Origin of the sequence: Variovorax sp. 278MFTsu5.1, from assembly GCF_048305045.1 — a bacterium.
GTDB classification, from domain to species: Bacteria; Pseudomonadota; Gammaproteobacteria; order Burkholderiales; family Burkholderiaceae_C; genus Variovorax; species Variovorax guangxiensis.
The window spans coordinates 3,690,623-3,714,502 of the sequence record NZ_CP157622.1; the positions used below are offsets into that span (position 1 = coordinate 3,690,623).

General features: G+C 68.1%; 17 protein-coding genes. 14 read left to right on the top strand and 3 right to left on the bottom strand.

Annotated elements, in window-relative coordinates; genetic code table 11:
- Positions 1-39: 39 nt before the first annotated feature.
- Both ABL844_RS17180 and ABL844_RS17185 read right to left on the bottom strand, forming a co-directional pair.
- Positions 40-1,683: a 3-(methylthio)propionyl-CoA ligase gene (locus ABL844_RS17180; RefSeq protein WP_418121154.1), complete on the bottom strand. Its 1,644-nt coding sequence runs from the start codon at positions 1,681-1,683 to the stop codon at positions 40-42.
- Between the two features lie 114 nt (positions 1,684-1,797).
- Positions 1,798-3,555 (bottom strand): carboxylesterase/lipase family protein, encoded by a 1,758-nt coding sequence (locus tag ABL844_RS17185; protein ID WP_418131916.1) that lies wholly within the window; start codon positions 3,553-3,555, stop codon positions 1,798-1,800.
- A 279-nt stretch (positions 3,556-3,834) separates the two neighbouring features.
- Between ABL844_RS17185 and ABL844_RS17190 the strand changes: the two genes are divergently transcribed.
- From ABL844_RS17190 to ABL844_RS17215, 6 genes are all read left to right on the top strand, one after another.
- A complete protein-coding gene (locus ABL844_RS17190; protein WP_418131917.1) occupies positions 3,835-4,872 on the top strand; it encodes an AraC family transcriptional regulator in 1,038 nt (345 codons plus the stop codon).
- A 63-nt stretch (positions 4,873-4,935) separates the two neighbouring features.
- Positions 4,936-6,417 (top strand): protein adenylyltransferase SelO, encoded by a 1,482-nt coding sequence (locus tag ABL844_RS17195; RefSeq protein WP_418128295.1) that lies wholly within the window; start codon positions 4,936-4,938, stop codon positions 6,415-6,417.
- The gene (gene msrB, locus ABL844_RS17200; protein WP_126020174.1) at positions 6,414-6,824 is read left to right on the top strand and encodes a peptide-methionine (R)-S-oxide reductase MsrB; all 411 of its coding nucleotides are present in this window, start codon (positions 6,414-6,416) and stop codon (positions 6,822-6,824) included. The genes ABL844_RS17195 and msrB overlap by 4 nt, the downstream gene beginning before the upstream one ends.
- Before the next feature lie 26 nt (positions 6,825-6,850).
- Entirely contained in the window at positions 6,851-7,396 is a 546-nt protein-coding gene (locus ABL844_RS17205; RefSeq protein ID WP_019652541.1) for a septation protein A, read from the top strand.
- Positions 7,393-7,671 carry a BolA family protein gene (locus ABL844_RS17210; protein WP_369662227.1) on the top strand — a complete coding sequence of 93 codons (279 nt, stop codon included), beginning with the start codon at positions 7,393-7,395 and terminating at the stop codon, positions 7,669-7,671. Before ABL844_RS17205 ends, ABL844_RS17210 begins: the two co-directional genes overlap by 4 nt.
- 137 nt (positions 7,672-7,808) lie before the next feature.
- Positions 7,809-8,594 carry a peptidylprolyl isomerase gene (locus ABL844_RS17215; RefSeq protein ID WP_184637698.1) on the top strand — a complete coding sequence of 262 codons (786 nt, stop codon included), beginning with the start codon at positions 7,809-7,811 and terminating at the stop codon, positions 8,592-8,594.
- A gap of 118 nt (positions 8,595-8,712) precedes the next feature.
- On the opposite strand, the gene purL is transcribed toward ABL844_RS17215, so the two are convergent.
- Positions 8,713-12,684, bottom strand: a complete 3,972-nt coding sequence (gene purL / locus ABL844_RS17220; protein WP_418131918.1) for a phosphoribosylformylglycinamidine synthase — start codon at positions 12,682-12,684, stop codon at positions 8,713-8,715.
- A gap of 156 nt (positions 12,685-12,840) precedes the next feature.
- Here purL and map point away from each other — a divergent pair, with 156 nt between their 5' ends.
- From map to bcsB, 8 genes are all read left to right on the top strand, one after another.
- Positions 12,841-13,665 carry a type I methionyl aminopeptidase gene (gene map / locus ABL844_RS17225; protein WP_418128296.1) on the top strand — a complete coding sequence of 275 codons (825 nt, stop codon included), beginning with the start codon at positions 12,841-12,843 and terminating at the stop codon, positions 13,663-13,665.
- Between the two features lie 22 nt (positions 13,666-13,687).
- A complete protein-coding gene (locus tag ABL844_RS17230) occupies positions 13,688-16,294 on the top strand; it encodes a [protein-PII] uridylyltransferase (protein WP_418128297.1) in 2,607 nt (868 codons plus the stop codon).
- A gap of 28 nt (positions 16,295-16,322) precedes the next feature.
- On the top strand, positions 16,323-17,360 hold the full coding sequence (locus tag ABL844_RS17235) for a diguanylate cyclase domain-containing protein (protein WP_418128298.1): 1,038 nt from the start codon (positions 16,323-16,325) through the stop codon (positions 17,358-17,360).
- A gap of 256 nt (positions 17,361-17,616) precedes the next feature.
- Positions 17,617-18,090, top strand: a complete 474-nt coding sequence (gene bcsD / locus ABL844_RS17240) for a cellulose biosynthesis protein BcsD (protein ID WP_126020188.1) — start codon at positions 17,617-17,619, stop codon at positions 18,088-18,090.
- Complete coding sequence (locus ABL844_RS17245; RefSeq protein WP_418128299.1) at positions 18,087-18,536, top strand: hypothetical protein; 450 nt, start codon at positions 18,087-18,089, stop codon at positions 18,534-18,536. Before bcsD ends, ABL844_RS17245 begins: the two co-directional genes overlap by 4 nt.
- 2 nt (positions 18,537-18,538) lie before the next feature.
- On the top strand, positions 18,539-19,351 hold the full coding sequence (gene bcsQ / locus ABL844_RS17250; RefSeq protein ID WP_184637691.1) for a cellulose biosynthesis protein BcsQ: 813 nt from the start codon (positions 18,539-18,541) through the stop codon (positions 19,349-19,351).
- Positions 19,348-21,516, top strand: coding sequence for a UDP-forming cellulose synthase catalytic subunit (gene bcsA, locus ABL844_RS17255; protein ID WP_418128300.1), 2,169 nt, complete (start codon positions 19,348-19,350; stop codon positions 21,514-21,516). Before bcsQ ends, bcsA begins: the two co-directional genes overlap by 4 nt.
- Positions 21,513-23,876: a cellulose biosynthesis cyclic di-GMP-binding regulatory protein BcsB gene (bcsB, locus tag ABL844_RS17260; protein WP_418128301.1), complete on the top strand. Its 2,364-nt coding sequence runs from the start codon at positions 21,513-21,515 to the stop codon at positions 23,874-23,876. Before bcsA ends, bcsB begins: the two co-directional genes overlap by 4 nt.
- Positions 23,877-23,880 lie beyond the last annotated feature (4 nt).

The window sequence follows — 23,880 nt, forward strand, 5'->3', positions numbered from 1 at the left end:
GCGTATGCGACAGCGCGGCGCTCGCGGCGGGCCCGGCGGTCATGCCGTGGGCAGCTTGTAGTCCTTGAGCAGCTCCCGCAGCTTCGTCTTGAGGATCTTGCCGGTGGCGCCCAGCGGGATGGCCTCGACGAACACCACGTCGTCGGGGATCTGCCACTTGGCGGTCTTGCCCTCGTAGAACTTCAGCAGCTCCTCGCGCGTGACCTCCGCGTTGGGCTTCTTCACGACGGCGATGATCGGCCGCTCGTCCCACTTCGGGTGGAACACGCCGATGCACGCGGCCATGGCCACGCCCGGGTGCGCGACGGCGATGTTCTCGATGTCGATGGAGCTGATCCACTCGCCGCCGGACTTGATCACGTCCTTGCTGCGGTCGGTGATCTGCAGGTAGCCCTCGGCATCGATGGTGGCCACGTCGCCCGTGGGAAACCAGCCGCGGTTGCGTTCATCTGGAATGAGCGGATCGCCGCCCTCGCCCTTGAAGTACTCCTTGACGATCCATGGCCCCTTGACCAGCAGGTCGCCGTAGGCCTTGCCGTCCCAGGGCAGCTCCTTGCCGTCGCCGTCGACGATCTTCATGTCGACGCCGAAGATGGCGCGGCCCTGCTTCATGCGGATCTGCAGCTGCGCGTCGGCCGGCAGCGACAGGTGCTTGTTCTTGAGCGTGCACAGCGTGCCCAGCGGGCTCATCTCGGTCATGCCCCAGGCGTGCAGCACCTCCACGTTGTAGATGTCCTGGAACGCCTTGATCATGGCCGGCGGGCAGGCCGAGCCGCCGATCACCGTGCGGTTGAGCTTGCTGAACTTCAGGCCGCCCGCCTGCATGTGGCCCAGCAGCATCTGCCACACGGTGGGGACGCCTGCGGCGAAGGTCACGCCCTCGGCCTCGATGAGCTCGTACACCGACTTGCCGTCGAGCGCCGCGCCGGGGAACACCAGCTTGCAGCCCACCAGCGCCGCCGAGTACGGAATGCCCCACGCGTTGACGTGGAACATCGGCACCACCGGCAGCACCGAGTCGCGCGCCGACAGGCGCATCACGTCGGGCAGTGCAGCGGCATACGCATGCAGCATCGTCGAGCGATGGCTGTAGAGCGCGGCCTTCGGGTTGCCCGTGGTGCCGCTCGTGTAGCACATGCTCGAGGCGGAGTTCTCGTCGAAGCTGGGCCATTCGTAGTCGGTGGGCTGCGAGCCCATCCAGCTTTCGTAGCTCACGAGGTTGGGCACGCCGCTGTCGGCCGGGAGCTTGTCGGCATCACACAGTGCAACCCATTTCCGGATCGTGGGACACCGCGCATGCACCGCCTGCACCAGCGGCAGGAACGTGAGGTCGAAGCACAGGATCTGGTCTTCGGCATGGTTGGCGATCCACGCGATCTGGTCGGGGTGCAGCCGCGGGTTGATGGTGTGCAGCACGCGGCCGCTGCCGCTCACGCCGTAGTAGAGCTCCAGGTGGCGATAGCCGTTCCAGGCCAGGGTGGCGATGCGGTCGCTGAACAGCAGCTGCTCGCCATCCAGCGCGTTGGCCACCTGCCTGGCGCGCGATGCGATGTCGCGCCACGTGCAGCGGTGGATATCGCCTTCGACACGGCGCGAGACGATCTCGCCGTCGCCGTTGTGGCGCTCGGCGAACTCGATCAGCGACGAGATCAGAAGCGGTTGGTCTTGCATCAAACCCAGCATCTACGGACTCCTATGTGAAATGACTTCTTCAAAGCTCGGGAACAACGCATTCACGCAAGCTTCGGCCATTTGCACAATGACACAAACCCGCACTGCACGATTGAACGAAGCGGCTCATTGCATGAGCGTGATCTTGGTGGCCGTGGGAGTGGCGTCGAGCAGCAGCTGCGAGGGCCAGGGCGCCCAGGTTGCACCAAGTTCGGGCGTGTTCGGGTCGCCCGTTCGCATGAAGGCGCCCACGCTGGCCATGACCGCGTTCGACAGCGCCAGCCTCCCCTTTTCATTGGCCTTGCCGCGGATCACGTTCGACAGCACCGAGGGGCCGAAATTGCCGAACACGAAAGGCAGGTCGAAGGCGTGAGCCGCGCCGTAGACGTCGTTCCAGGGCGAGGCTTCCTGGGCCCAGTCGAGGCGGTAGTGCCAGATGTTCGACTGGCGCGTCTTCATCGTGTCGAGCAGGTTGTCGCGGTTGGCTTCGAACAGGCCCTTGGTGATGAGCGCGGTGGCCGCGTTGTAGCCGGTGCCGGCCTTGTCTACCGGAAGGTAGAACGGGTCGATGATGTCTTCCACCTTGAGCGTGGGCGCCGCATCGGGGTCGAAGCTGAACATCATTGAGAAGCGCTGGGCGTCGTTGACGATCCACCCCGGCTTCGGGAAGCCGATGGTGCCCAGCAGCGACGCGAAGAGCTTGCCCTCGTCGCGCGTGTTGCCCGAGAGCATCGGCACCTTCGCGTACTGGTCGGCGGCGATGGCGCCGATGGGGTCGGTCGGGATCACCGTGCCGTCGGGAATGGGCCCGACCGCACCGAGGCCGGCGGCGACCACGGTGGTCAGCATCCTGCCGCCGTCCTGAGCGCGCAGGTACTCGGCGATCTGCGCCGGCGTGCGGGTGGCGATGTAGTTCTTGGCGGCCGTCGCATCGGCCGCAGTGCCGTCGGCTACGAGCAGCTTCTCGAGGATGGATTCGCCCTGCGCCAGCGAAGCAGATGCCAGCGACAGCGAAGGCAAGGTGCCCGGCGGCAGGTTGCTCGCGAGCGAGATGCCGCCACTCATCTCGAAGGCCTTGTGGAACAGGCCCTTGGCCATCGGCGAAGTCATCACCGACAGCAGGTTGGTGGCGCCTGCCGATTCGCCCGAGAGCGTGACGTTGCCCGGGTCGCCCCCGAAGCTGGCGACGTTGTCGCGGATGAAGCGCAGCGCCGCCATGTTGTCGAGCAGCGCGAAGTTGCCCGAGTCGTCGCCCTCGCTGCCGCCCGGACGCAGCTGCGGCACGTTCAGGAAGCCCAGGATGCCCAACCGGTAGCTGGCGGTGATGACCACCGCGTTGGCGGCCTTGGCCAGCGCCGCGCCGTCGTACAGCGGGTCGGCCGTGTAGCCCGAAATGTTGCTGCCGCCGTGGATGAAGAGCAGCACCGGCAGGTTCTTCTCGCCAGTGGCCGGGCGCCAGATGTTGACGAACAGGCAGTCCTCGCTGCCCGAGGGCTTGCCCAGCATGGTGCCGATGGTTTCGTCGTAGGTGTTGTTGGCGCCGGGGCTGAAGATGCGGCCGATCTGCAGGCAGGCGTTGCCGAACCTGGTGGCCTGGCGGATGCCGCTCCAGGGCTCGGGCGCCGCCGGCGCGCGCCAGCGCAGTGCGCCGACTGGCGGCTTGGCGAACGGAATGCCTTTCCAGAACCAGGTGCCGGTCCTGGCGCTGTCGTCCACGCCCTCGACCTTGCCGGCAACGGTCTGGCGGACCATGGGGCCATCCGCCGCGGGCGGGGCCGGCGCCGGAGCCGGTGCGGGCGGCGGGCCCGGAAGGAAGGCGAAGCCGGACGAGCCGGAGCCGCCACCGCCGCAGGCCGAAAGAGCCGCCAGGGCGGCCGCGGCCATCACCAGGGCGACGGCCCTGGCCGTCGCCGTCTTCTTTACCGCCGCCGGACCCTGCCAGTCGCGTGCGTTCGTCTCTGTCTCCATGTTTCTTGTCTCCACACCGGGTTAATCGGAATTCCTGGTCTGACGCGCCGCGCCCATACTCCGGGGCCGCCGAACGCGTAAAAAAATTCTAGAAACCGGCACGGTTTTCATCGCTATCGCAACAAAGCCAAACGAATGACTTCAGGAGCCTCCACGCCACTGCGCCAACGCGGCACCCCGCGCCGGGCGGGCTGCATGCCGCAGCCGGAGCTGCGCACCAGCTCGGCCGCGTGGCTCGAGGGCGTCCTGTCGATGTTCGAGGCCGAAGGACTGGATGTGCCCTCGCTGCTGCGCGAAGCCGGCTTCGACCCCGACTCGCTGCACCGGCAGAACGCGCGCATCCCGGTCGATGAGATCTCGGTGCTCTGGCAGCTCGCGGTGGCCCGCGCCGGCCGGCCCACGCTGGGCCTGCACCGAGACCTGGCTTCCACACACAGCAAGCTGGGCACGGTGGGGCATGCGATGTCGTGCAGCTCCAGCCTCGAATCGGCGCTGGTGCGGCTCACGCGCTACATGGCCGTTATTTCGGACGCCACCGCCTTTTCGCTGCAATCCGATCCGCGCGGCTGCTGGATGGTGATGCGGCACACCGGCGGCAGCCTGCCCATTCCGCGCCAGCGCGTCGAATACGCCCTGCTGACCGTGCTCATGCAGTGCCAGTGGCTCACGCGGCGCGAGCTGCAGCCGCTGGCGATGGAGTTCGTCTACCCCGCCCCGGCCGACGACCGCCTGCACCGCGAGGCCTTCGGCTGCGAGATCCGGTTCAACGCCGAGGCCAACCGCCTGCTGCTGTCGGCCGCCGACATGGCCACGCCGCTGCCCACCTTCCACGAAACGCTGGGCGAGATGCAGGAGCATCTGCTGGACGATCAGCTCGATCTGCTGGGCCAGACCACCACCAGCACGCTGGTGTGCGCCGAGATCGCGCGCCGCCTGCAGCACGGCGAACCGCGCCGGCAGGACGTGGCCTCCGGCCTCGGGCTGGCCGAGCGCACGCTGCAGCGGCGGCTGCAGGAGGAGTCGGTGTCCTTCCAGTCGCTGCTCGACCGCACCCGCCGCGAGCTGGCCAAGCAGTACCTGGCCGAAGACCGCCACACGCTGACCGACGTGGCCGACATGCTGGGCTTCGTCGATACCAGCAACTTCTTCCGCGCCTGCAAGCGCTGGTTCGGCGTGCCTCCGGCGCAGTACCGGGCCCGCCTCTGGGACACCCCCGCCGCCCTCGCGGCCTGACACCGGCGGGCCCCCGATGGCCCGCCCGGCCAGGGGTTACGCGCGGTGCCGGACAATCCGGACATGAGCTTGCTTGCTGAAGACACCGAGGCCGCGGACCTGGGCTTTCGCTGGAAACCGGGTTTCGCCGCCCTTGGACCGGCCTTCCTCACCGAACTGCGCCCCACGCCCCTGCCCGATCCCTATTGGGTAGGCCGCAGCGAAACCGTCGCCCGCCAGCTCGGGCTGCCGGCCGGCTGGCACGAATCCGGCGCCACGCTGGCGGCCCTCACCGGCAGCCTGCCCGTTGCAGGCACCCGCCCCTTCGCCACCGTCTACAGCGGCCACCAGTTCGGCGTGTGGGCCGGGCAGCTCGGCGACGGGCGCGCCATCATGCTCGGCGAGACCGAAGGTGGTCTCGAAGTGCAACTCAAGGGCGCCGGGCGCACGCCCTATTCGCGCGGCGGCGACGGCCGCGCGGTGCTGCGCTCGAGCATCCGCGAATTCCTCTGCAGCGAGGCCATGCACGGCCTGGGCATCCCGACCACCCGGGCGCTGTGCGTGACCGGCTCCGATGCCCCCGTGTACCGTGAGGAGATCGAAAGCGCGGCCGTCGTCACCCGCGTGGCGCCCAGCTTCGTGCGCTTCGGCCACTTCGAGCATTTCGCGGCCAACCAGCGCAACGACGAACTGCGCGCCCTGGCCGATTACGTAATCGACCGCTACTACCCCGCCTGCCGCACCACCGAGCGCTTCGGCGGCAACGCCTACGCCGCCTTCCTCGAAGCCGTGAGCGAGCGCACCGCCGCCCTGCTCGCCCAATGGCAGGCCGTGGGCTTCTGCCACGGGGTGATGAACACCGACAACATGAGCATCCTCGGGCTCACCATCGACTACGGCCCGTTCCAGTTCCTCGACGGCTTCGACCCGCGCCACATCTGCAACCACAGCGACACCAGCGGGCGCTACGCCTTCAACCAGCAGCCCAACGTCGCCTACTGGAACCTCTTCTGCCTGGCGCAGGCGCTCCTGCCGCTGATCGGCGACCAGGAAGTGGCCGTGGCCGCCCTGGAGTCTTACAAGACGGTGTTCCCGAACGAGTTCGAAGGCCGCATGCGCGCCAAACTGGGCCTTCCTGAAGCAGCCGAGGGCGACCGCGCGCTGATCGAAGGCGTGCTCAAGCTGCTGGCCGCCGGCAAGGTCGACTACACCATCTTCTGGCGCCGGCTCTCCAACTACATGGCCGACGGCAACCTGGAGCCGGTGCGCGACCTCTTCCTGGATCGCGCGGGCTTCGACGCCTGGCTGCTATCGTTTTCGCAGCGCCATGCCGCTGCCGACAGGGCCCGGGTCGCGGAACTGATGCGCCGCTCCAACCCGAAGTTCGTGCTGCGGAACCACCTGGGACAGCAGGCCATCGAAGCGAGTCAGCAAAAGGACCACTCGGGTGTGGCAGTCTTGCTGGCTCTGCTGCAGACCCCATTTGAAGAACATCCCGGCGCCGACGCGTATGCCGGGTTCCCGCCCGACTGGGCCTCCACGATCGAAATCAGCTGCTCATCATGACCACTCCCGTACAGAAAACCGACGCCGAATGGAAAGCCCTGCTCGCTGAAAAAGGCGCCGAGCCCGCGGCCTTCGAGGTGACGCGCCACGCGGCCACCGAACGCCCCTTCACCGGCAAGTACGAGGCGCACTGGGAAGACGGCACCTACCACTGCATCTGCTGCGGCGCCAAGCTCTTCGAGTCGGCGACCAAGTTCGACGCCGGCTGCGGCTGGCCCAGCTTCTCGCAGGAAGCCGTGCCGGGCGCCATCCGCAACATCATCGACCGCTCGCACGGCATGGTGCGCACCGAGAATGTCTGCGCCAATTGCGGCGCCCACCTGGGCCACGTGTTCCCCGACGGCCCGACCGAAACCGGCCTGCGCTACTGCATGAACTCGGCGTCGCTCGACTTCCAGAAGAAATAAGAGAAAAGAAACAGGCAACCCGCTCGATGAAACTGATCCTCGACTTCTTCCCGATCCTGCTCTTCTTCATTGCCTACAAGATGGGCAACATCTACACCGCCACCGGCGTGCTCATGGCCGCCACGGTGGTGCAGATGGCGATCATCTACGCCACCGAGCGCAAGCTGCAGGCAATGCAGAAAGCCACGCTGGTGCTGATCCTGCTGTTCGGCACGCTCACGCTGGCGCTGCACGACGATCGCTTCATCAAGTGGAAGCCGACGGTGCTCTATGGCGCCATGGCGCTGGCGCTCGCGGTGGCGCTGTGGGCGCTGAAGAAGAACTTCCTGAAGATGCTGCTGGGCTCGCAGCTGGAGCTGCCCGACCGCATCTGGGGCCGGCTCAACGTGGCCTGGATCGGCTACTGCGTCTTCATGGCCGTCATCAACGGCTACGTGGCGGCGTACTTCACGACCGAGGCCTGGGTCAACTTCAAGCTCTGGGGCTACGTGTTCCCCATCGTCTTCCTGGTGGCGCAGGGCCTGTACATCGCGCCGCACCTGAAGAACGAAGAAGACAAGCCCGCGGCATGACGAGCACGGCCGCTCCCCTTCCCACCACGGCCGAACTCGAGGCGGCGCTGCGCAAGGCGCTTGCGCCGACCGCGCTCGAGGTGATCGACGAAAGCGCTGCCCACGCGGGGCACGCGGGTGCCAACGCCGAGGGCCGGGGCACCCATTTCAGGGTGCGCATCGCCTCCCCCTTGTTCGACGGGAAGCCGCGCGTGGCGCGGCATCGGCTTGTGTATGATGCCCTCCACGTTTTCATCGCACAGGGTCTGCACGCCATCGCCATCGAGGTGCTCTGAGTCAGTCGTCCAACGCATCGCTCGCACGCCGCGCCCGCACCGGCAGCTGCTTCTTTCCTTTCTTCCCCCAATCCCCTGCTTTCATTACCGCGCAACTCCTACACGCGCATTTCCTTCCCAGTTCGACCATTCATTCCATGAAAAAACAAATCTTGCAGGCCGTCGCGGCCGCAGCGCTGCTCGGTGCCATCCCCATGGCGGCCCTGGCGCAGAACGCAGCCATCGTGAACGGCAAGCCGGTGCCTAAGGCCCGCATGGACGTCCTGGCCCAGCAGCTGGCAGCCGCCGGCCGCCCGGTGACGCCCGAGATGCAAGGCCAGCTGCGCGAGGAAATCGTGGCGCGCGAAGTGTTCATGCAGGAAGCCCAGAAGCAGGGCCTCGACGCCACCGAGGACTACAAGAACCAGCTCGAGCTCGCCCGCCAGGCCATCCTGATCCGCGCCCTGTTCGAGAACTACCGCAAGACCAACCCGGTCGCCGACGCCGACGTGAAGGCCGAGTACGACAAGTTCGTCGCTGCCAACGGCGGCAAGGAATACAAGGCCCGCCACATCCTGGTCGAGACCGAAGACCAGGCCAAGAAGATCATGGCCGACCTGAAGAAGGGCGCCAAGTTCGAAGACATCGCCAAGAAGCAGAGCAAGGACCCGGGTTCGGGCGCCAACGGCGGCGACCTCGACTGGGCTAACCCCGCGAGCTTCGTGCCCGAGTTCTCGGAAGCCATGATCAAGCTCAAGAAGGGCGAGACCACCCCCGCCCCGATCAAGACCCAGTTCGGCTGGCACATCATCCGCGTCGACGACATCCGCCAAGCACAGCTGCCGAAGCTGGAAGAAGTGAAGCCGCAGATCACGCAGCAGTTGCAGCAGCAGCGTCTGCAGAAGTACCAGGAAGACCTGCGCGCCAAGGCGAAAGTGGAATAACCCCCCAGGCCTGCGGCCCGGCAACGCCGGTTCCGCGGTGTTCTGAAAATGAAAAAGCGGCCTTCGGGCCGCTTTTTCGTGGGCGCCCGGAGCGCCCGGGGTGGCGAAGAGCCAGGCCTCAGCCCACCCAGCGGCGCGCATTGCGCCAGATCTGCATCCAGGGGCTCAGCTCGCTCTTGTCGCCCGAGGTCCAGCTCATCTGGATGTTGCGGAACACGCGCTCCGGATGCGGCATCACTGCGGTGAAGCGGCCGTCCGGCGTGGTCACGGAGGTCAGGCCGCCGGCGCTGCCGTTCGGGTTGAACGGGTACTGCTCGGTCGGCTTGCCGTGGTTGTCGACGAAGCGCATGGCGGCGATGGCCTTGTCGGCGTCGCCGCGGTACTTGAAGTTGGCATAGCCCTCGCCGTGCGCCACCGCGATCGGCAGGCGGCTGCCGGCCATGCCCGCGAAGAAGATGCTGGGCGACTCGAGCACCTCGACCATCGACAGGCGCGCCTCGAAGCGCTCGCTCTGGTTGGTGGTGAAACGCGGCCAGGCCTCGGCGCCCGGAATGATGTCGGCCAGCTCGGCGAACATCTGGCAGCCGTTGCACACGCCCAGGCCGAAGGTGTCGGCGCGGCCGAAGAAGGTCTTGAACTGCTCGGCCAGCTTCGGGTTGAAGGTGATGCTGCGGGCCCAGCCGATGCCGGCGCCCAGCGTGTCGCCGTAGCTGAAGCCGCCGCAGGCGACCACGCCCTTGAAGTCGGCGAGGTCCGCCCTGCCCGTCTGCAGGTCGGTCATGTGCACGTCGAAGGCTTCGAAGCCGGCTTCGGTGAAGGCGTAGGCCATCTCGACGTGCGAGTTGACGCCCTGTTCGCGCAGGATCGCGACCTTGGGGCGCGACTGCAGGATGGCCGGGGCAACGGGTTGTTGCGCGTTCGGCAGGAACACGTGCATGCCCGGGTCGGCCGGATCGCCGGCCGCGGCGTGTTCGGCATCGGCGCAGGCGGGGTTGTCGCGCTCGCGGGCGATCTTCCAGCTGACCGAGTCCCACACTTGCTGCAGGTCGTGCAGGCTCGCGCTGAACACGGACTTGGCGTCACGCCAGACTTCGATCTTGCCCTTGCCCGCGTCCATGGTGGAGCTGGCCGGACGGGTCTTGCCGACGAAGTGGCTGTGGGTGCTCAGGCCGTGGGCGCGCAGCACCTGCATGACGTCGTTGCGCTCGGCGGTGCGCACCTGCAGCACCATGCCCAGCTCCTCGTTGAACAGCGCCTTGAGCGTGAGTTCCTCGCGGCGCGCGCTGACCTGCTGCGCCCAGTTCTTGGCGTCGCCGGTCTCCATGCGGCTGTCGGAGATGCCGTCGCCTTCGGTAACGAGCATGTCGACATTGAGCGCCACGCCGACGTGGCCGGCAAAGGCCATCTCGCAGGCGGTGGCGAACAGGCCGCCGTCGCTGCGGTCGTGCATCGCGAGGATCTTGCCGTCGGCGCGCAGCGCGTTCACGGCATTCACCAGCGCCACGAGTTGCGCCGGGTTGTCGAGGTCGGGCACCGTGTCGCCGCTCTGGTCGAGCGTCTGCGCGAGGATGCTGCCGGCCATGCGGTGCTTGCCCTGGCCCAGGTCGATCAGCACGAGGGTGGTGTCGGCCTCCTCGGCGTCGAGCTGCGGCGTGAGCGTGCCGCGCACGTCGGGAAGCGTGGCGAAGGCGCTGACGATCAGGCTCACGGGCGAGGTGACCTTCTTCGCTTCGCCGCCGTCCTTCCACTGCGTTCGCATCGACAGGGAATCCTTGCCGACCGGAATCGACACGCCCAGTGCCGGGCACAGTTCCATGCCGACGGCCTTGACGGTCTCGTACAGGGCGGCGTCTTCGCCGGGCTCGCCGCAGGCGGCCATCCAGTTGGCCGAGAGCTTCACGCGCGAGAGTTCGATGGGCGCGGCCAGCAGGTTGGTGATGGCCTCGGCCACCGCCATGCGGCCCGAGGCCGGCGCGTCGAGCGCGGCCAGCGGCGTGCGCTCGCCCATGCTCATGGCTTCGCCTGCGAAGCCCTTGTAGTCGGCCAGCGTCACGGCGCAGTCGGCCACGGGCACCTGCCACGGGCCGACCATCTGGTCGCGGTGGCTCATGCCGCCCACGGTGCGATCGCCGATGGTCACGAGGAAGCGCTTGGAAGCCACCGTCGGGTGCGAGAGCACGTCGATGGCCGCCTTCTGCAGGTCGACGCCGGTGAGGTCGAGCGGCTTGAAGCTGCGCGCCACGGTCTTGACGTCGCGGTGCATCTTCGGCGGCTTGCCGAGCAGCACGTCCATCGGCATGTCGACCGGCTGCACCTCGGCGCCTTCGTCGGCCACCAGCAGCTGGCGTTCCTCGGTCGCCACGCCGACCACCGAGAACGGGCAGCGCTCGCGCTCGCAGAACGCCTTGAACTGTTCGAGCGACTCTGGCGCGATGGCCAGCACGTAGCGCTCCTGGCTTTCGTTGCACCAGATTTCCTTCGGCGCCATGCCCGACTCCTCGAGCGGCACTGCGCGCAGGTCGAAGCGCGCGCCGCGGCCGGCGTCGTTGGTCAGCTCGGGGAAGGCGTTGCTCAGGCCGCCCGCGCCCACGTCGTGGATCGCGAGGATGGGGTTGGCCGCGCCCTGCTGCCAGCAGTGGTTGATGACCTCCTGCGCGCGTCGCTCGATCTCGGGGTTGCCGCGCTGCACGGAGTCGAAGTCGAGCTCGGCCGCGTTGGCGCCGGTGGCCATCGAGCTGGCGGCGCTGCCGCCCATGCCGATGCGCATGCCGGGGCCGCCGAGCTGGATCAGCAGCGAGCCGGCGGGGAACTGGATCTTCTTGGTCTGCGTCGCATCGATGCTGCCCAGGCCGCCCGCGATCATGATGGGCTTGTGGTAGCCGCGCTGCACGGTGTCGACGTCGCTCGCCACGGTCTGCTCGTACTCGCGGAAGTAGCCCAGCAGGTTGGGGCGGCCGAATTCGTTGTTGAACGCGGCGCCGCCCAGCGGGCCCTCGGTCATGATCTGCAGCGGGCTGGCGATGTGCTCGGGCTTGCCGTAGCTGCCCTCTTCCGGCCAGAGCTTCGAGACGGTGAAGCCTGTCAGGCCGGCCTTGGGCCTGGAACCACGGCCGGTGGCGCCCTCGTCGCGGATCTCGCCGCCCGCGCCGGTCGAGGCGCCCGGGAACGGCGAGATGGCCGTGGGGTGGTTGTGCGTCTCGACCTTCATCAGCACATGGCTCAGGGCGCTATCTTTTTGATAGCTCTGCGAGCCGCTGGCGGGCACGAAGCGCTCGATGGCCGTGCCTTCCATGATCGAGGCGTTGTCGGCGTAGGCCACCACTGTGTGCTGCGGGTTCAGCTTCTCGGTGTTGCGGATCATCGAGAACAGGCTCTGCGGCTGGGCCTGGCCGTCGATGGTGAAGTTGGCGTTGAAGATCTTGTGGCGGCAGTGCTCGCTGTTGGCCTGCGCGAACATCATGAGCTCGACGTCGCTGGGGTTGCGGCCCAGGCGGGTGAAGGCGTCGACCAGGTAGTCGATCTCGTCCTCGGCCAGCGCCAGGCCGAAGCCGGTGTTGGCCGCCACCAGCGCGGCGCGGCCGCCGCCCTGCACGTCGACCTGCGCCATCGGCTGGGCCGGCAGTTCGCTGAAGAGGCTGGCGGCCTGCTCGACGGTGGCCAGCACCGATTCGGTCATGCGGTCGTGCAGCGGTACGGCCACGGCGGCCAGCACGTCGCCCTCGAGCACGGGGGCCTTGCCGATCAGCGGGGCCTTGAGCTTCAGGTGGTACTGGGTGACGCGCTCGACGCGCCGCAGGGCCAGCCCGCAATTGTGGGCGATGTCGGTGGCCTTGGAGGCCCAGGGCGACACGGTGCCCAGGCGCGGCGTGACCACCACACTGGTGCCCGCCTTGGCCGGCGCCTCGAAGGGGTCGCCGTAGGTCAGCAGCGCTGCGAAGCGCTCGCGGTCGGCCTGGCCGAGCGCCGCGTCTGTCACCACGAGGTGCACGAAACGGGCCGAGATGCCCTCGATGCGCGGCTCGATGGCCTGCAGCTTCGGCAGGAGTTGGCGTGCGCGGAAGTCGCTGAGTGCGCTGCCGCCCTCGAACATGGTTACGACAGGAAGGGCTTGAGGTGCGGGCTGCGTCACGGTCGATGGGGCCTCGGGGGCCGCGTTGGGAAATCAAGGAATCGAGGCGGATGGCCGCTGACTGGGGTCATCCGCGTTAACCCGGGATTTTAGCCGGGCCAATGGGATAATTCGGCCATGAGCATTAACTACAAAGACGCTGCAGGCATCGAAGCCATGCGGGTCGCCTGCCGCCTGGCCTCCGAGGTGCTGGACTACCTCACCCCCCTCATCAAGCCCGGCATCACGACCAACGATGTCGACCGGCTGGCTGCCGAGTACATGGTCAAGCAGGGCACCACCTCCGCCACGGTGGGCTACATGGGCGCGAGCAGCGTCCCGTTCCCGAAGTCGCTGTGCACCTCGGTGAACCACGTGGTGTGCCACGGCATCCCGAACGACAAGCCCCTGAAGAAGGGCGACATCATGAATGTCGACGTCACCGTCATCAAGGACGGCTGGTTCGGCGACAACAGCCGCATGTATGTGATCGGCGACGCGTCGATCGCCGCCAAGCGCCTGTGCCAGATCACCTTCGAGGCGATGTGGCACGGCATCCTGCAGGTGCGCCCCGGCGCGCACCTGGGCGACGTGGGCCATGCGATCCAGAAGTTCGCCGAGGGGCACGGGTTCTCGGTGGTGCGCGAGTTCTGCGGCCACGGCGTGGGCCAGCGCTTCCATGAAGAGCCCCAGGTGCTGCACTACGGCCGCCCGGGCACCATGGAAGAACTCAAACCCGGCATGATCTTCACCATCGAGCCGATGATCAACGCCGGCAAGCGCGACGTGAAGGAAGACTTCAAGGGTGGCCAGTACGACGGCTGGACCATCGTCACGCGCGACCACTCGCTGTCGGCCCAGTGGGAGCACACGGTGCTCGTCACCGAGACCGGCTACGAGGTGCTGACCCTGTCGGCGGGCAGCCCGCCGCTGCCCTCCTTCGTCACCGCCACCAAGACCTGACGCGGCAGCGCGCTCCCCGCCCGTGATCGAAGCAGCCAACATCGACGTGGCGACGCTGCGCGAAGCCTATCGCGCCAAGAAGCTCGCCCTGTTCGACACCCTGCGCTTCGCGCGCGCTCCCACCCGCAGCGTCCACACGGTGCTGCGCCAGCTCTCGGCGCTGGCCGACGAAACGCTGTGCACCCTGTGGCGCGACGCCGGCTTCGGCGACTCGCTCACGCTGGCGGCCGTGGGCGGCTTCGGGCGCGGGGAGCTGTTTCCGTATTCCGACGTCGACGTGCTGCTGCTGCTGCCGCCCGAGGGCGAGGCCGGCGGTATCGAGCCGGCCCGCATCGAGGCCTTCATCGGCCAGTGCTGGGACGCCGGCCTGGAGATCGGCTCCAGCGTGCGCACTGTCGAAGAATGCCTGGCGGAGGCCGAGAAGGACGTCACCGTGCAGACCTCGCTGCTCGAGGCGCGCCTGATCGCCGGCAACAAGAAGCTCTTCACCGCCTTCCGCCGCCGCTTCTCGCGCGCCATCGACCCGCAGGCCTTCTTCGTGGCCAAGTCGCAGGAAATGCGGCACCGCCACCAGAAGTTCGACAACACGCCCTACGCGCTGGAGCCCAACTGCAAGGAATCGCCGGGCGGCCTGCGCGACCTGCAGACCATCCTCTGGATGACCAAGGCCGCCGGCTACGGCAGCCGCTGGGACGACCTGGCCAAGAATGGCCTGGCCACGTCCTTCGAGGCGCAACAGATCAAGCGCAACGAGGCACTGCTTTCGCTGATCCGCGCCCGGCTGCACGTGATCGCCAACCGGCGCGAGGACCGCCTGGTGTTCGACCTGCAGACCGCCGTGGCCGCCAGCTTCGGCTACGAGAGCGAGTCCCAGCGCAAGTCGAGCGAGGCGCTCATGCGGCGCTACTACTGGGCCGCCAAGGCGGTGTCGCAGCTCAACCAGATCCTGCTGCTCAACATCTCCGAGCGGCTGCAGCCCAGCGACGAGCAGCACACGCCGATCAACGAGCGCTTCTACGAACGCGCCGGCCTGATCGAGATCGCCAGCGACGACCTCTATGAGCGCGAGCCGCACGCGGTGCTAGAGACCTTCCTGCTCTACCAGAAGACCATCGGCGTGAAGGGCCTGTCGGCGCGCACGCTGCGCGCGCTCTACAACGCGCGCCACGTGATGGACAGCAAGTTCCGCAACGACCCGGTCAACCACCAGACCTTCATGCGGATCCTGCTGCAGCCCTACGGCATCACGCACGCCTTCAGGCTGATGAACCAGACCTCGGTGCTGGGGCGTTACCTGCGCGTGTTCCGCAGCATCGTGGGGCAGATGCAGCACGACCTGTTCCACGTCTACACGGTGGACCAGCACATCCTGATGGTGCTGCGCAACGTGCGGCGCTTCTTCATCGCCGAGCACGCGCACGAGTACCCGTTCTGCTCGCAGCTGGCGGCCGGCTGGGACAAGCCCTGGATCCTGTACGTGGCCGCCCTCTTCCACGACATCGCCAAGGGCCGCGGCGGCGACCACTCCACGCTGGGCGCGCGCGACGTGCAGCGCTTCTGCAAGCAGCACGGCATCGCCCGCGAGGACGCGAAGCTCATCGAATTCCTCGTGGCCGAGCACCTGGTGATGAGCCAGGTCGCCCAGAAGCAGGACCTGAGCGATCCGGAGGTGATCGGCGCCTTCGCCAAACGCGTGGGCAACGAGCGCTACCTGACCGCGCTCTACCTGCTGACGGTGGCCGACATCCGCGGCACCTCGCCGCGCGTGTGGAACGCCTGGAAGGGCAAGCTGCTCGAGGACCTTTACCGCTACACCCTGCGGGCACTGGGCGGCCGCATGCCCGACCCGGACGCCGAGGTCGAGTCGCGCAAGCGCGAGGCCCTGGTGCAGCTCGCCCTGCACGCCCAGCGCTTCGAGGCGCACAAGGCCCTGTGGGACACGCTCGACGTCGGCTATTTCATGCGCCACGACGCCGGCGAGATCGCCTGGCACGCCAAGCAGCTCTCGCGCTTCGTGCCGCCGCCGAACGTGCCGGCCGAACCCAAGGCAGCGCCCATCGTCAGGGCGCGCCTGTCCCCGGTGGGCGAAGGCCTGCAGGTGGTCGTGTACACGCCCGACCAGCCCGACCTGTTCGCGCGCATCTGCGGCTACTTCGACCAGGCCTCCTTCAGCATCCTGGACGCCAAGGTGCACACCACGAGCAACGGCTACGCGCTCGACACCTTCCAGGTGGTGACCACCTTCCTGCCGGACCACTACCGCGACCTGATCAGCATGGTCGAGTCGGGCCTGGCGCAAACGCTCACCGAGGCCGGCGCGCTGCCGCCGCCCAGCATGGGCCGGGTGTCGCGCCGGGTGCGCAGCTTTCCGATCAAGCCGCGCATCAGCCTGCTGCCGGACGACAAGGCGCAGCGCTGGCTGCTCAGCATCTCGGCCAGCGACCGCGCGGGCCTGCTGTATTCGGTGGCGCGGGTGCTGGCGCGCCATCACCTGAACCTGCAACTCGCCAAGGTCACGACGCTGGGCGAGCGGGTGGAAGACACCTTCCTGATCAGCGGCCCCGAACTACAGGGCCAGAAGACGCAACTGGCCATCGAAACAGAATTGATGGAAGCACTGGCCTCCTGACACCCCGGGAGCCCTCAGAATGTCGGCCATGGAATTCCTGATCGAACAGCTATCCGAAACCGTCTCCTCGGCCACGACGCTGGAAGACCTCGCGCGCCCTATGCTCGAAATGCTCGAGGCGGCAACCGGCCTTGAATCGGCCTATCTCACGGTCATCGAGCCCGACAAGGCCCGCCAGCACATCCTCTTCGCCCACAACGCGGGCGAGCTGACCATTCCCGAAGGCGCCTACGTTCCCTGGGGCGACACGCTGTGTCGCCATGCGCTGGAAGAAGACCGCATCTACGCCGACGATGCCGGCGGCTGCTGGGGCGATGCCGATGCGGCCCGCGAACTGGGCATCCAGACCTGCGCGAGCGCACCCGTCAGGCTCGACGGCGGCGGCCTGCATGGCGCGCTGTGCGCCGCCAGCGCCCGGCAGATGCCCCTGCCGGCCATCGCCGAGCCGGTACTTCGCCTGTTCGCAAAGCTGATCGCCCAGCAGGTGGACCGCGAGCAGATGGTCGCCAGGCTCGACAAGGCCGGCATCGAACTCTCGGCCAATGCAGCGACCGACGTACTTACCGGCCTGCCGAACCGCCGCGCCCTGGTCGACGCGCTGCAGCGCATGCTGGCGCAGGGCGCGCGCAGCACCCAGAGCGTGCTGGTCGGCTTCATCGACATGGACGACTTCAAGAAGATCAACGACGCGCACGGCCACGCGGTCGGCGACGAGTTCCTGGCGGCCATGGCGAAGCAGCTGTCGAACTGCGTGCGCGCGAGCGACATGCTGGCGCGATTCGGCTCCGACGAGTTCGTGGTGATCGGCCTGGGCCCCGGCCTCGGCGAATCGCCGCGTACCGGCGCGATGGCGCTGGGCGACCGGCTGGCGGAAAACACCAAGGGCGAACTGCGGCTCAGGAACCTGACCATCGACTACGCGGGCGCCAGCGTCGGCGTGGTGGCGGTCGATCCGCGCACCACCTCCGCCGAGGAGGCCCTGCGGCAGGCCGATGCCGCCATGTACGCGGTAAAGCACGGCCGCCGCACCATGTTCCAGCACGCGGGCGAAGCCCTCTCGGACTGACCCCGGGCCGAGTCGCGACGCGGGCGCACGGCTGCGTCGTCCGCGCCTGTCTCCGATGACGGCGGGACGAAAGCGCACTTCACCAGAAATTTGAATCCGATCGCGCTCGCGCGACGTATGGAACTCGACCCGACGAAGGTCGCGGCTCGAGCTCGTCCCCGAATTCAGACAGTTGGCCAGCTCAAATTCAGTTCTTTCGTACTAATTAGTTCACATTCATTGTCAATAGTTAACTGATCCAAGAGAATGCCTCGGCATGGAAACTGGTGCGACGTTTATTGACTATTACGAAAAGAAATCCTGCAGCGCCCAATGGTTGGAATTCAACCGCGGCATGGCCGCCGAGTTGAGCGCCGGGTTGCCTCCGGAAGATCTGAGGCAGCTTTTCTTTCGCATCGGCCAGCGTCTCGCGCAGGCCCTGCCGATCCCCCGCTGCCGCACGCTCGAGGAGTTGCAGGACCAGTTCAACGCCCGCTGGGACGGCATCGACTGGGGCTTCGCCGTGCTGAACGAGGAAGCCGACGGCGTCGCCATCACCCACGCCTGCAGCCCTGTGGCCGCGGCCTTCGGGCCCGGATCGACCGACTGGAGCGTCGGTTTCTTCGAAGGTGCCTACCAGACCTGGTTCGAGGCGCAGCACATGCCCTCCACACTGCGCGTGCAAGCGTTGCAGCCCGAGGTCCAGGCCGGGCCGCGCATCGATCTGCGCCTGTCGAGGGCAGGCGCATGAGCACCGAGGAACACATGCCCGAGGACATCGCCGGCCTGTTCGGCAAGTTCGGCGGCAACGGCAACGGCTACAAGGAATTCGCGCCGCCCGACGCCGAGGCGCCGCGCGTGTGGCCACTGCTGTCGGGCGAGAAGATCACCCATCCGCCGGCGGTCACGGCTGCCGCCCCGGTCGCTGCGCCCGCACTGGCGCCCGCTCCAGTTCCGGTCGGCGCGGCAACACCCCTGCACGCGCCCTCGCCCGCACCGTTCGTCGCCGCTCCAGCCGCCCATGCACCGGCCGCGGTCCCGGTGTTCGCACCCGAGCCCGCACCGGCTCCGGCCGCCATCGCCTCCGGGCCGGGTTCCGCTGCGACACCGCTCGAGCAACTTTTCGCACGTCTGGCCGCGCCGCAGAAGGCAGCCGTGGCGCAGGGTCCCATGTCACGCTGGCGAAGGCCGACGTGACGATGGTTGTCATCCCCGTAATCTCCTCCAAGGGCGGCGTAGGCAAGACGACGATTGCCGCCAACCTCTGCACCGCGCTCGCGCAGCGCGGCAGGCAGGTGCTGGCCATCGATCTCGATCCGCAGAACGCGCTGCGTTTCCACATCGCCAACGAGCCGCAGGCCTGCGACAGCGGCCTGGTCGAGGCTGCCACCGGCCTGATGCCGTGGGCCCGCGCCATCCGTCCCGCGCACGGCGGCGTGATGCTGCTGCCCTTCGGCGACGTCGACGACGAACGCCAGATCGCGTTCGAGCAGCAGCTGGCCCGGTCGCCCGGCTGGCTCGGCGACACGCTGGAACGCTTCGGCCTGCCCGCCGGGACGCTGGTGGTGCTCGACACCCCGCCCGGCCCCTCGGTCTACCTGCAGCAGGCGCTGCGCGCGGCCAGCTTCGGCGTGGTCGCGGTGCTGGCCGACGCGGGCTCCTTCGCCACGCTGCCCATCGTCGAGCGCATGCTCGACAAGTACGCCCGCCCACGCGGCGGCTACCTCGGCACCGGCTACGTGGTGAACCAGATCGACCCGGGCAAGAGGCTCAACCACGATGTCTTCGAACTTCTGCGCCAGCGGCTGCGCCCCGAGCTGCTGGGCATGCTGCACCTGGACCAGGCGGTGCCAGAGGCGCTGGCCTCGGCCGCGCCGGTGCAGCGCTACGCGCCCATGAGCCAGGCGACGCAGGACATCGACGCCTGCGCCGAGCGCCTGCTCGAACGCCTAGACACCGCGCGCCAGGCGGCGTCCTTCCCGACCCTGCGGACCACGGAAACGAACCGATGAAACACGCCCAGTCCGCCGCGCCGGCCCAGCCGGAGCCCCGTCCGGCGCCGGCCATCCTGAAGCTGCTGCCGGTGCGCATCCTCGGCTGGATCGTGGCGCTCACGATGCTGCCCGCGCTGATCATCGCGCCGATGACCTTCGAGCAGCAGATCGTGCTGTCCGTGGGCATCTTCGTGGCGGCGCTCGTCACCAACCGCTTCCGCGGGCGCTTCGCCAGCCTGGTTCTGATCTTCCTGTCGGTGGTGGTGTCCTCGCGCTACACCTACTGGCGGGTGACCGAGACCATGTTCATGGACAACCTGCTCGACCTGGTGCTGGGCGTCGGCCTGCTGATGGCCGAGCTCTATGCCTTCGTGGTGCTGCTGCTGGGTTACGTGCAGACCGCCTGGCCGCTGGAGCGCAAGCCGGTGCCGCTGCCGGAGGACCCGGCCGAGTGGCCGACCATCGACCTGTTCATTCCGACCTACAACGAATCGCTGTCGGTGGTTCGCTCCACGGTGCTGGCCGCGCAGCTGATCGACTGGCCGCGCGACAAGATCAAGATCTTCGTGCTCGACGACGGCCGGCGCGAGGAATTCCGCGTGTTCTGCGAACAGGTCGGCGTGACCCACGTCACGCGCGACAACAACCGCCATGCCAAGGCCGGCAACATCAACGCCGCGCTGAAGAACACCACCGGCGAGTTCGTCGCGATCTTCGACTGCGACCACATCCCCACGCGCTCGTTCATGCAGATCGCCATGGGCTGGTTCGGACGCGATCCCAAGCTGGGCATGGTCCAGCTGCCCCACTACTTCTTCTCGGCCGACCCCTTCGAGCGCAACCTCGACACCTTCGGCACGGTGCCCAACGAGGGCGAGCTTTTCTACGGCCTGATCCAGGACGGCAACGACCTCTGGAACGCCACCTTCTTCTGCGGCTCCTGCGCGGTGCTGCGCCGGACCATCGTGGAAGAAGTGGGCGGCATCGCGGTCGAGACCGTCACCGAAGACGCCCACACCGCGCTGAAGATGCACCGCCTGGGCTACAACACCGCCTACCTCGCGCTGCCGCAGGCCGCGGGCCTGGCAACTGAAAGCCTCTCGGGCCACGTGGGCCAGCGCATCCGCTGGGCGCGCGGCATGGCGCAGATCTTCCGCATCGACAACCCGCTCTTCGGGCGCGGGCTGCACTGGGCGCAGCGCCTGTGCTACGTGAACGCGATGCTGCACTTCCTGTACGGACTGCCGCGGCTCATCTACCTGACGGCGCCGCTGGCCTACCTGTACTTCGGCGCGAGCGTGATCCACGCCTCGGCCTCGATGATCTTCGCCTTCGCGCTGCCGCACATCCTGCACGCCAACCTGACCAACAGCCGGGTACAGGGGCGATTCCGCTACCTGCTGTGGAACGAGGTCTACGAGGCGGTGCTGGCCTGGTACATCTTCCGCCCGACGCTGGTGGCGCTCATCAACCCCAAGCTGGGCAGCTTCAACGTGACGGCCAAGGGCGGCCTGATCCAGGAAGAGTATTTCGACAGCACCATCGCCAAGGCCAGCCTGGTGCTGCTCGCGCTGAACTTCGTGGGCGTGTGCCTGGGCGTGTGGCGGCTGACCTGGGTCGACTCGCAGCACATCGCCACCGTGTGGCTGAATCTCGCCTGGACGGTCTACAACCTGATGATCCTGGGCGCCTGCGTGGCCGCGGCCAACGAGTCGCGCCAGCTGCGCGGATCGCACCGCGTCGAACTCAACCTGCCGGCCACGCTGTACTTCGCCGATGGCCGCTCCCTGCGCTGCAACACCTTCGATTTCTCCAGCGGCGGCCTGGGCCTCGAGCTCCCGCAGGACCTGAAGCTGGACCTCGAAACGCCGGTAGAGGTGGCGCTGTACCGCAACGACCAGGAATCGCGCTTCGCCTCCACCGTGCGCTTCAGCAGCGGCAAGCGCCTGGGCCTGAGCTTCGTGCCGATGAGCTTCGCGCAGGAACGCGCGCTGGTGCAGTGCACCACCGCCCGCGCCGACATCTGGGCCGCGCGCTGGGGCAACCACCCGCGCGTGCCGATCCACCGCGTGCTCGGCCACATCATCAGCATCAGCGGCACCGGTTTCCGAGACATGTTCAGCCATTACTACCGTGCGGCCGCCTCGCGGCTGCGTCCCGTCAAAGCGAAGGAATCCACGTGACGACCCACGTGACGCCCAACCAGCGCGCGCATCGCCGCGCCGAGCATCCCGTCAGCGTGGCTTCGTCCCCGTTCGTCTCCCGCGCCGTGGCCCTCGCCGTGGCCCTCGCCGCCGCCGGCACGGCCTTCGGCCAGCCCCGGCCGGCCGAGCCCCAGGCTGCGGCCGCCGCTGCAGCCCCGCAGGCGGCGCCGGCTTCCATTGCTGCCGCGGCACCTGCCGGCGGCGCGGTGCGCGAACTCAACCTCACGCAACTCGGCATCGACTACGCGGTTCAGCTGCGCGGCATCAGCGGCACCGTGGGCATCCCGTTCAACGTGCGCGCCGACGAGCTGGTGACGGCCGCCTCGTTCAGGCTGAACTACGCCTACTCGCCCTCGCTGATCCCGGAGCTCTCGCACCTGAAGGTCACGGTGAACGACGTGCTGGTGGCCACGCTGCCGGTGCCCACCGCGGGCGCGGGCCGGCCGCAGACGGCCGACATCCCGATCGACCGGCGCCTGATCACCGAGTTCAACCGCATCAACGTCGAACTCATCGGCCACTACACCCGCGAGTGCGAGGACCCGGCGCACACCAGCCTGTGGGCGCGTATCGACGCCACCAGCACGCTGAAGCTGACGGTGGCGCCGCTGAAGCTGGTCAACGACCTGGCCGCCCTGCCGCAGCCCTTCTTCGACCGCCGCGACGTGCGCCGCGCGCGCATTCCCTTCGTGTTCGGCACCGCCGGCTCGGGCCCGGTGCTGGAGGCCGCGGGCGTGGTGTCGTCGTGGTTCGGCGCGCTGGCAGATTACCGCGGCGCGACCTTCCCGGTGTCGGGCGGCGACCTGCCCACCGGCCACGCGGTGGTGTTCGTCACGCCCGATTCGAGCATTCCGGGCCTCACGCTGCCGGCCATCCGCGGGCCGGGCCTGGCGATCGTCGACAACCCGCGCGACGCCAACGGCAAGCTGCTGCTGGTGATGGGCAGCACGCCCGCCGACCTGCGCACCGCCGCCGCCGCGCTGGCGCTCAACGCCAAGGCCTTCGCGGGCGCGACCGCATCGATCACCGCCTTCCAGGAGCCGCCCGCGCGCAAGCCCTACGACGCGCCGCGCTGGGTGCCGAGCGACCGTCCGCTGCAGCTGGGCGAACTGGCCACGGCGGCCGACCTCTCGGTGTCGGGCTACAACCCCGACGTGGTCCGCGTGAACCTGCAGCTGCCGCCCGACCTGTTCACCTGGCGCAGCCGCGGCATTCCGCTCGACCTGCAATACCGCTACACCCCGCGCGTGCGGCCCGACCAGTCGACGCTGAACGTCAACGTCAACGAGAACTTCGTGGGCGGCCTGCCGCTGCGCTCGGCCAACCCGGCCGGCGACCGCTGGTGGAACCCGCTGGCGGTGAAGCTGATGCCCGACGGCACGCTGGCCGAACGCAAGGAAATCATCCTGCCGCCGCTGGCCATGGGCCCGCGCAGCCAGTTGAGGCTGCACTACTACTTCGAGCCGGTGGGCGGGCGCTGCGTGCCGCAGCTGGACAACGTGCGCGGCTCGATCGACCCGACTTCGAAGATCGACGTGTCGGGCTTCCCGCACTTCATCGCGATGCCCGAGCTGGCCGCCTACGCCAACGGCGGCTTCCCGTTCTCGCGCATGGCCGACCTTTCGGACACCGCCGTCATCCTGCCCGACCAGCCCAGCAGCAGCGACACCGAAATGTTCCTCGGCCTGCTCGGCCAGATCGGCCGCTCCACCGGCTACCCCGCGCTGCGCGTGAAGGTGGGCCGCTCGGGCGAGGCGCCGCAGTGGGCCGACAAGGACCTGCTGGTCATTGGCAACCTGCAGAACCAGCCGCTGTTCACCCAATGGGCCGACCGGATGCCGCTCAAGCGCAACGGCACCGCGCCCGAGCTGAAGCTCAACAGCTGGATCGACAACGCCATCGACTTCGTGATCGGCGCACGCACCCGCGAGGACCTGCCGGGCTCGATGCAGATCTCGGTGAGCGCCGACGGCCGCGACGCGGTGCTGGCCGGCTTCCAGTCGCCGCTGCAAAGCGGCCGCAGCGTGGTCGCCGCCATCACCAACAGCGAGTCGAAGGACGCGCTGCTCAACGCGCTGATGACGCCCGAGCTGCTCAAGAGCGTGCAGGGCAGCATGACCATCGTGCGCGACACGCAGGTCAACAGCGTGCTGGGCCAGGACACGTATTACGTCGGCCGCCTGCCGCCCGTCGCCTGGGTGCAGTGGCACCTCTCGCGCAGCCCGCTGATGCTGGCCGGGCTGGTGATCGTGCTGGCGCTGCTGGGCGCGGCCGTGTCGTACGCGGGCCTGCAGCTGCGCGCGCGCCGCCGGCTGTCGGTGAAGGCCAAGGGGAAGTAAGGAA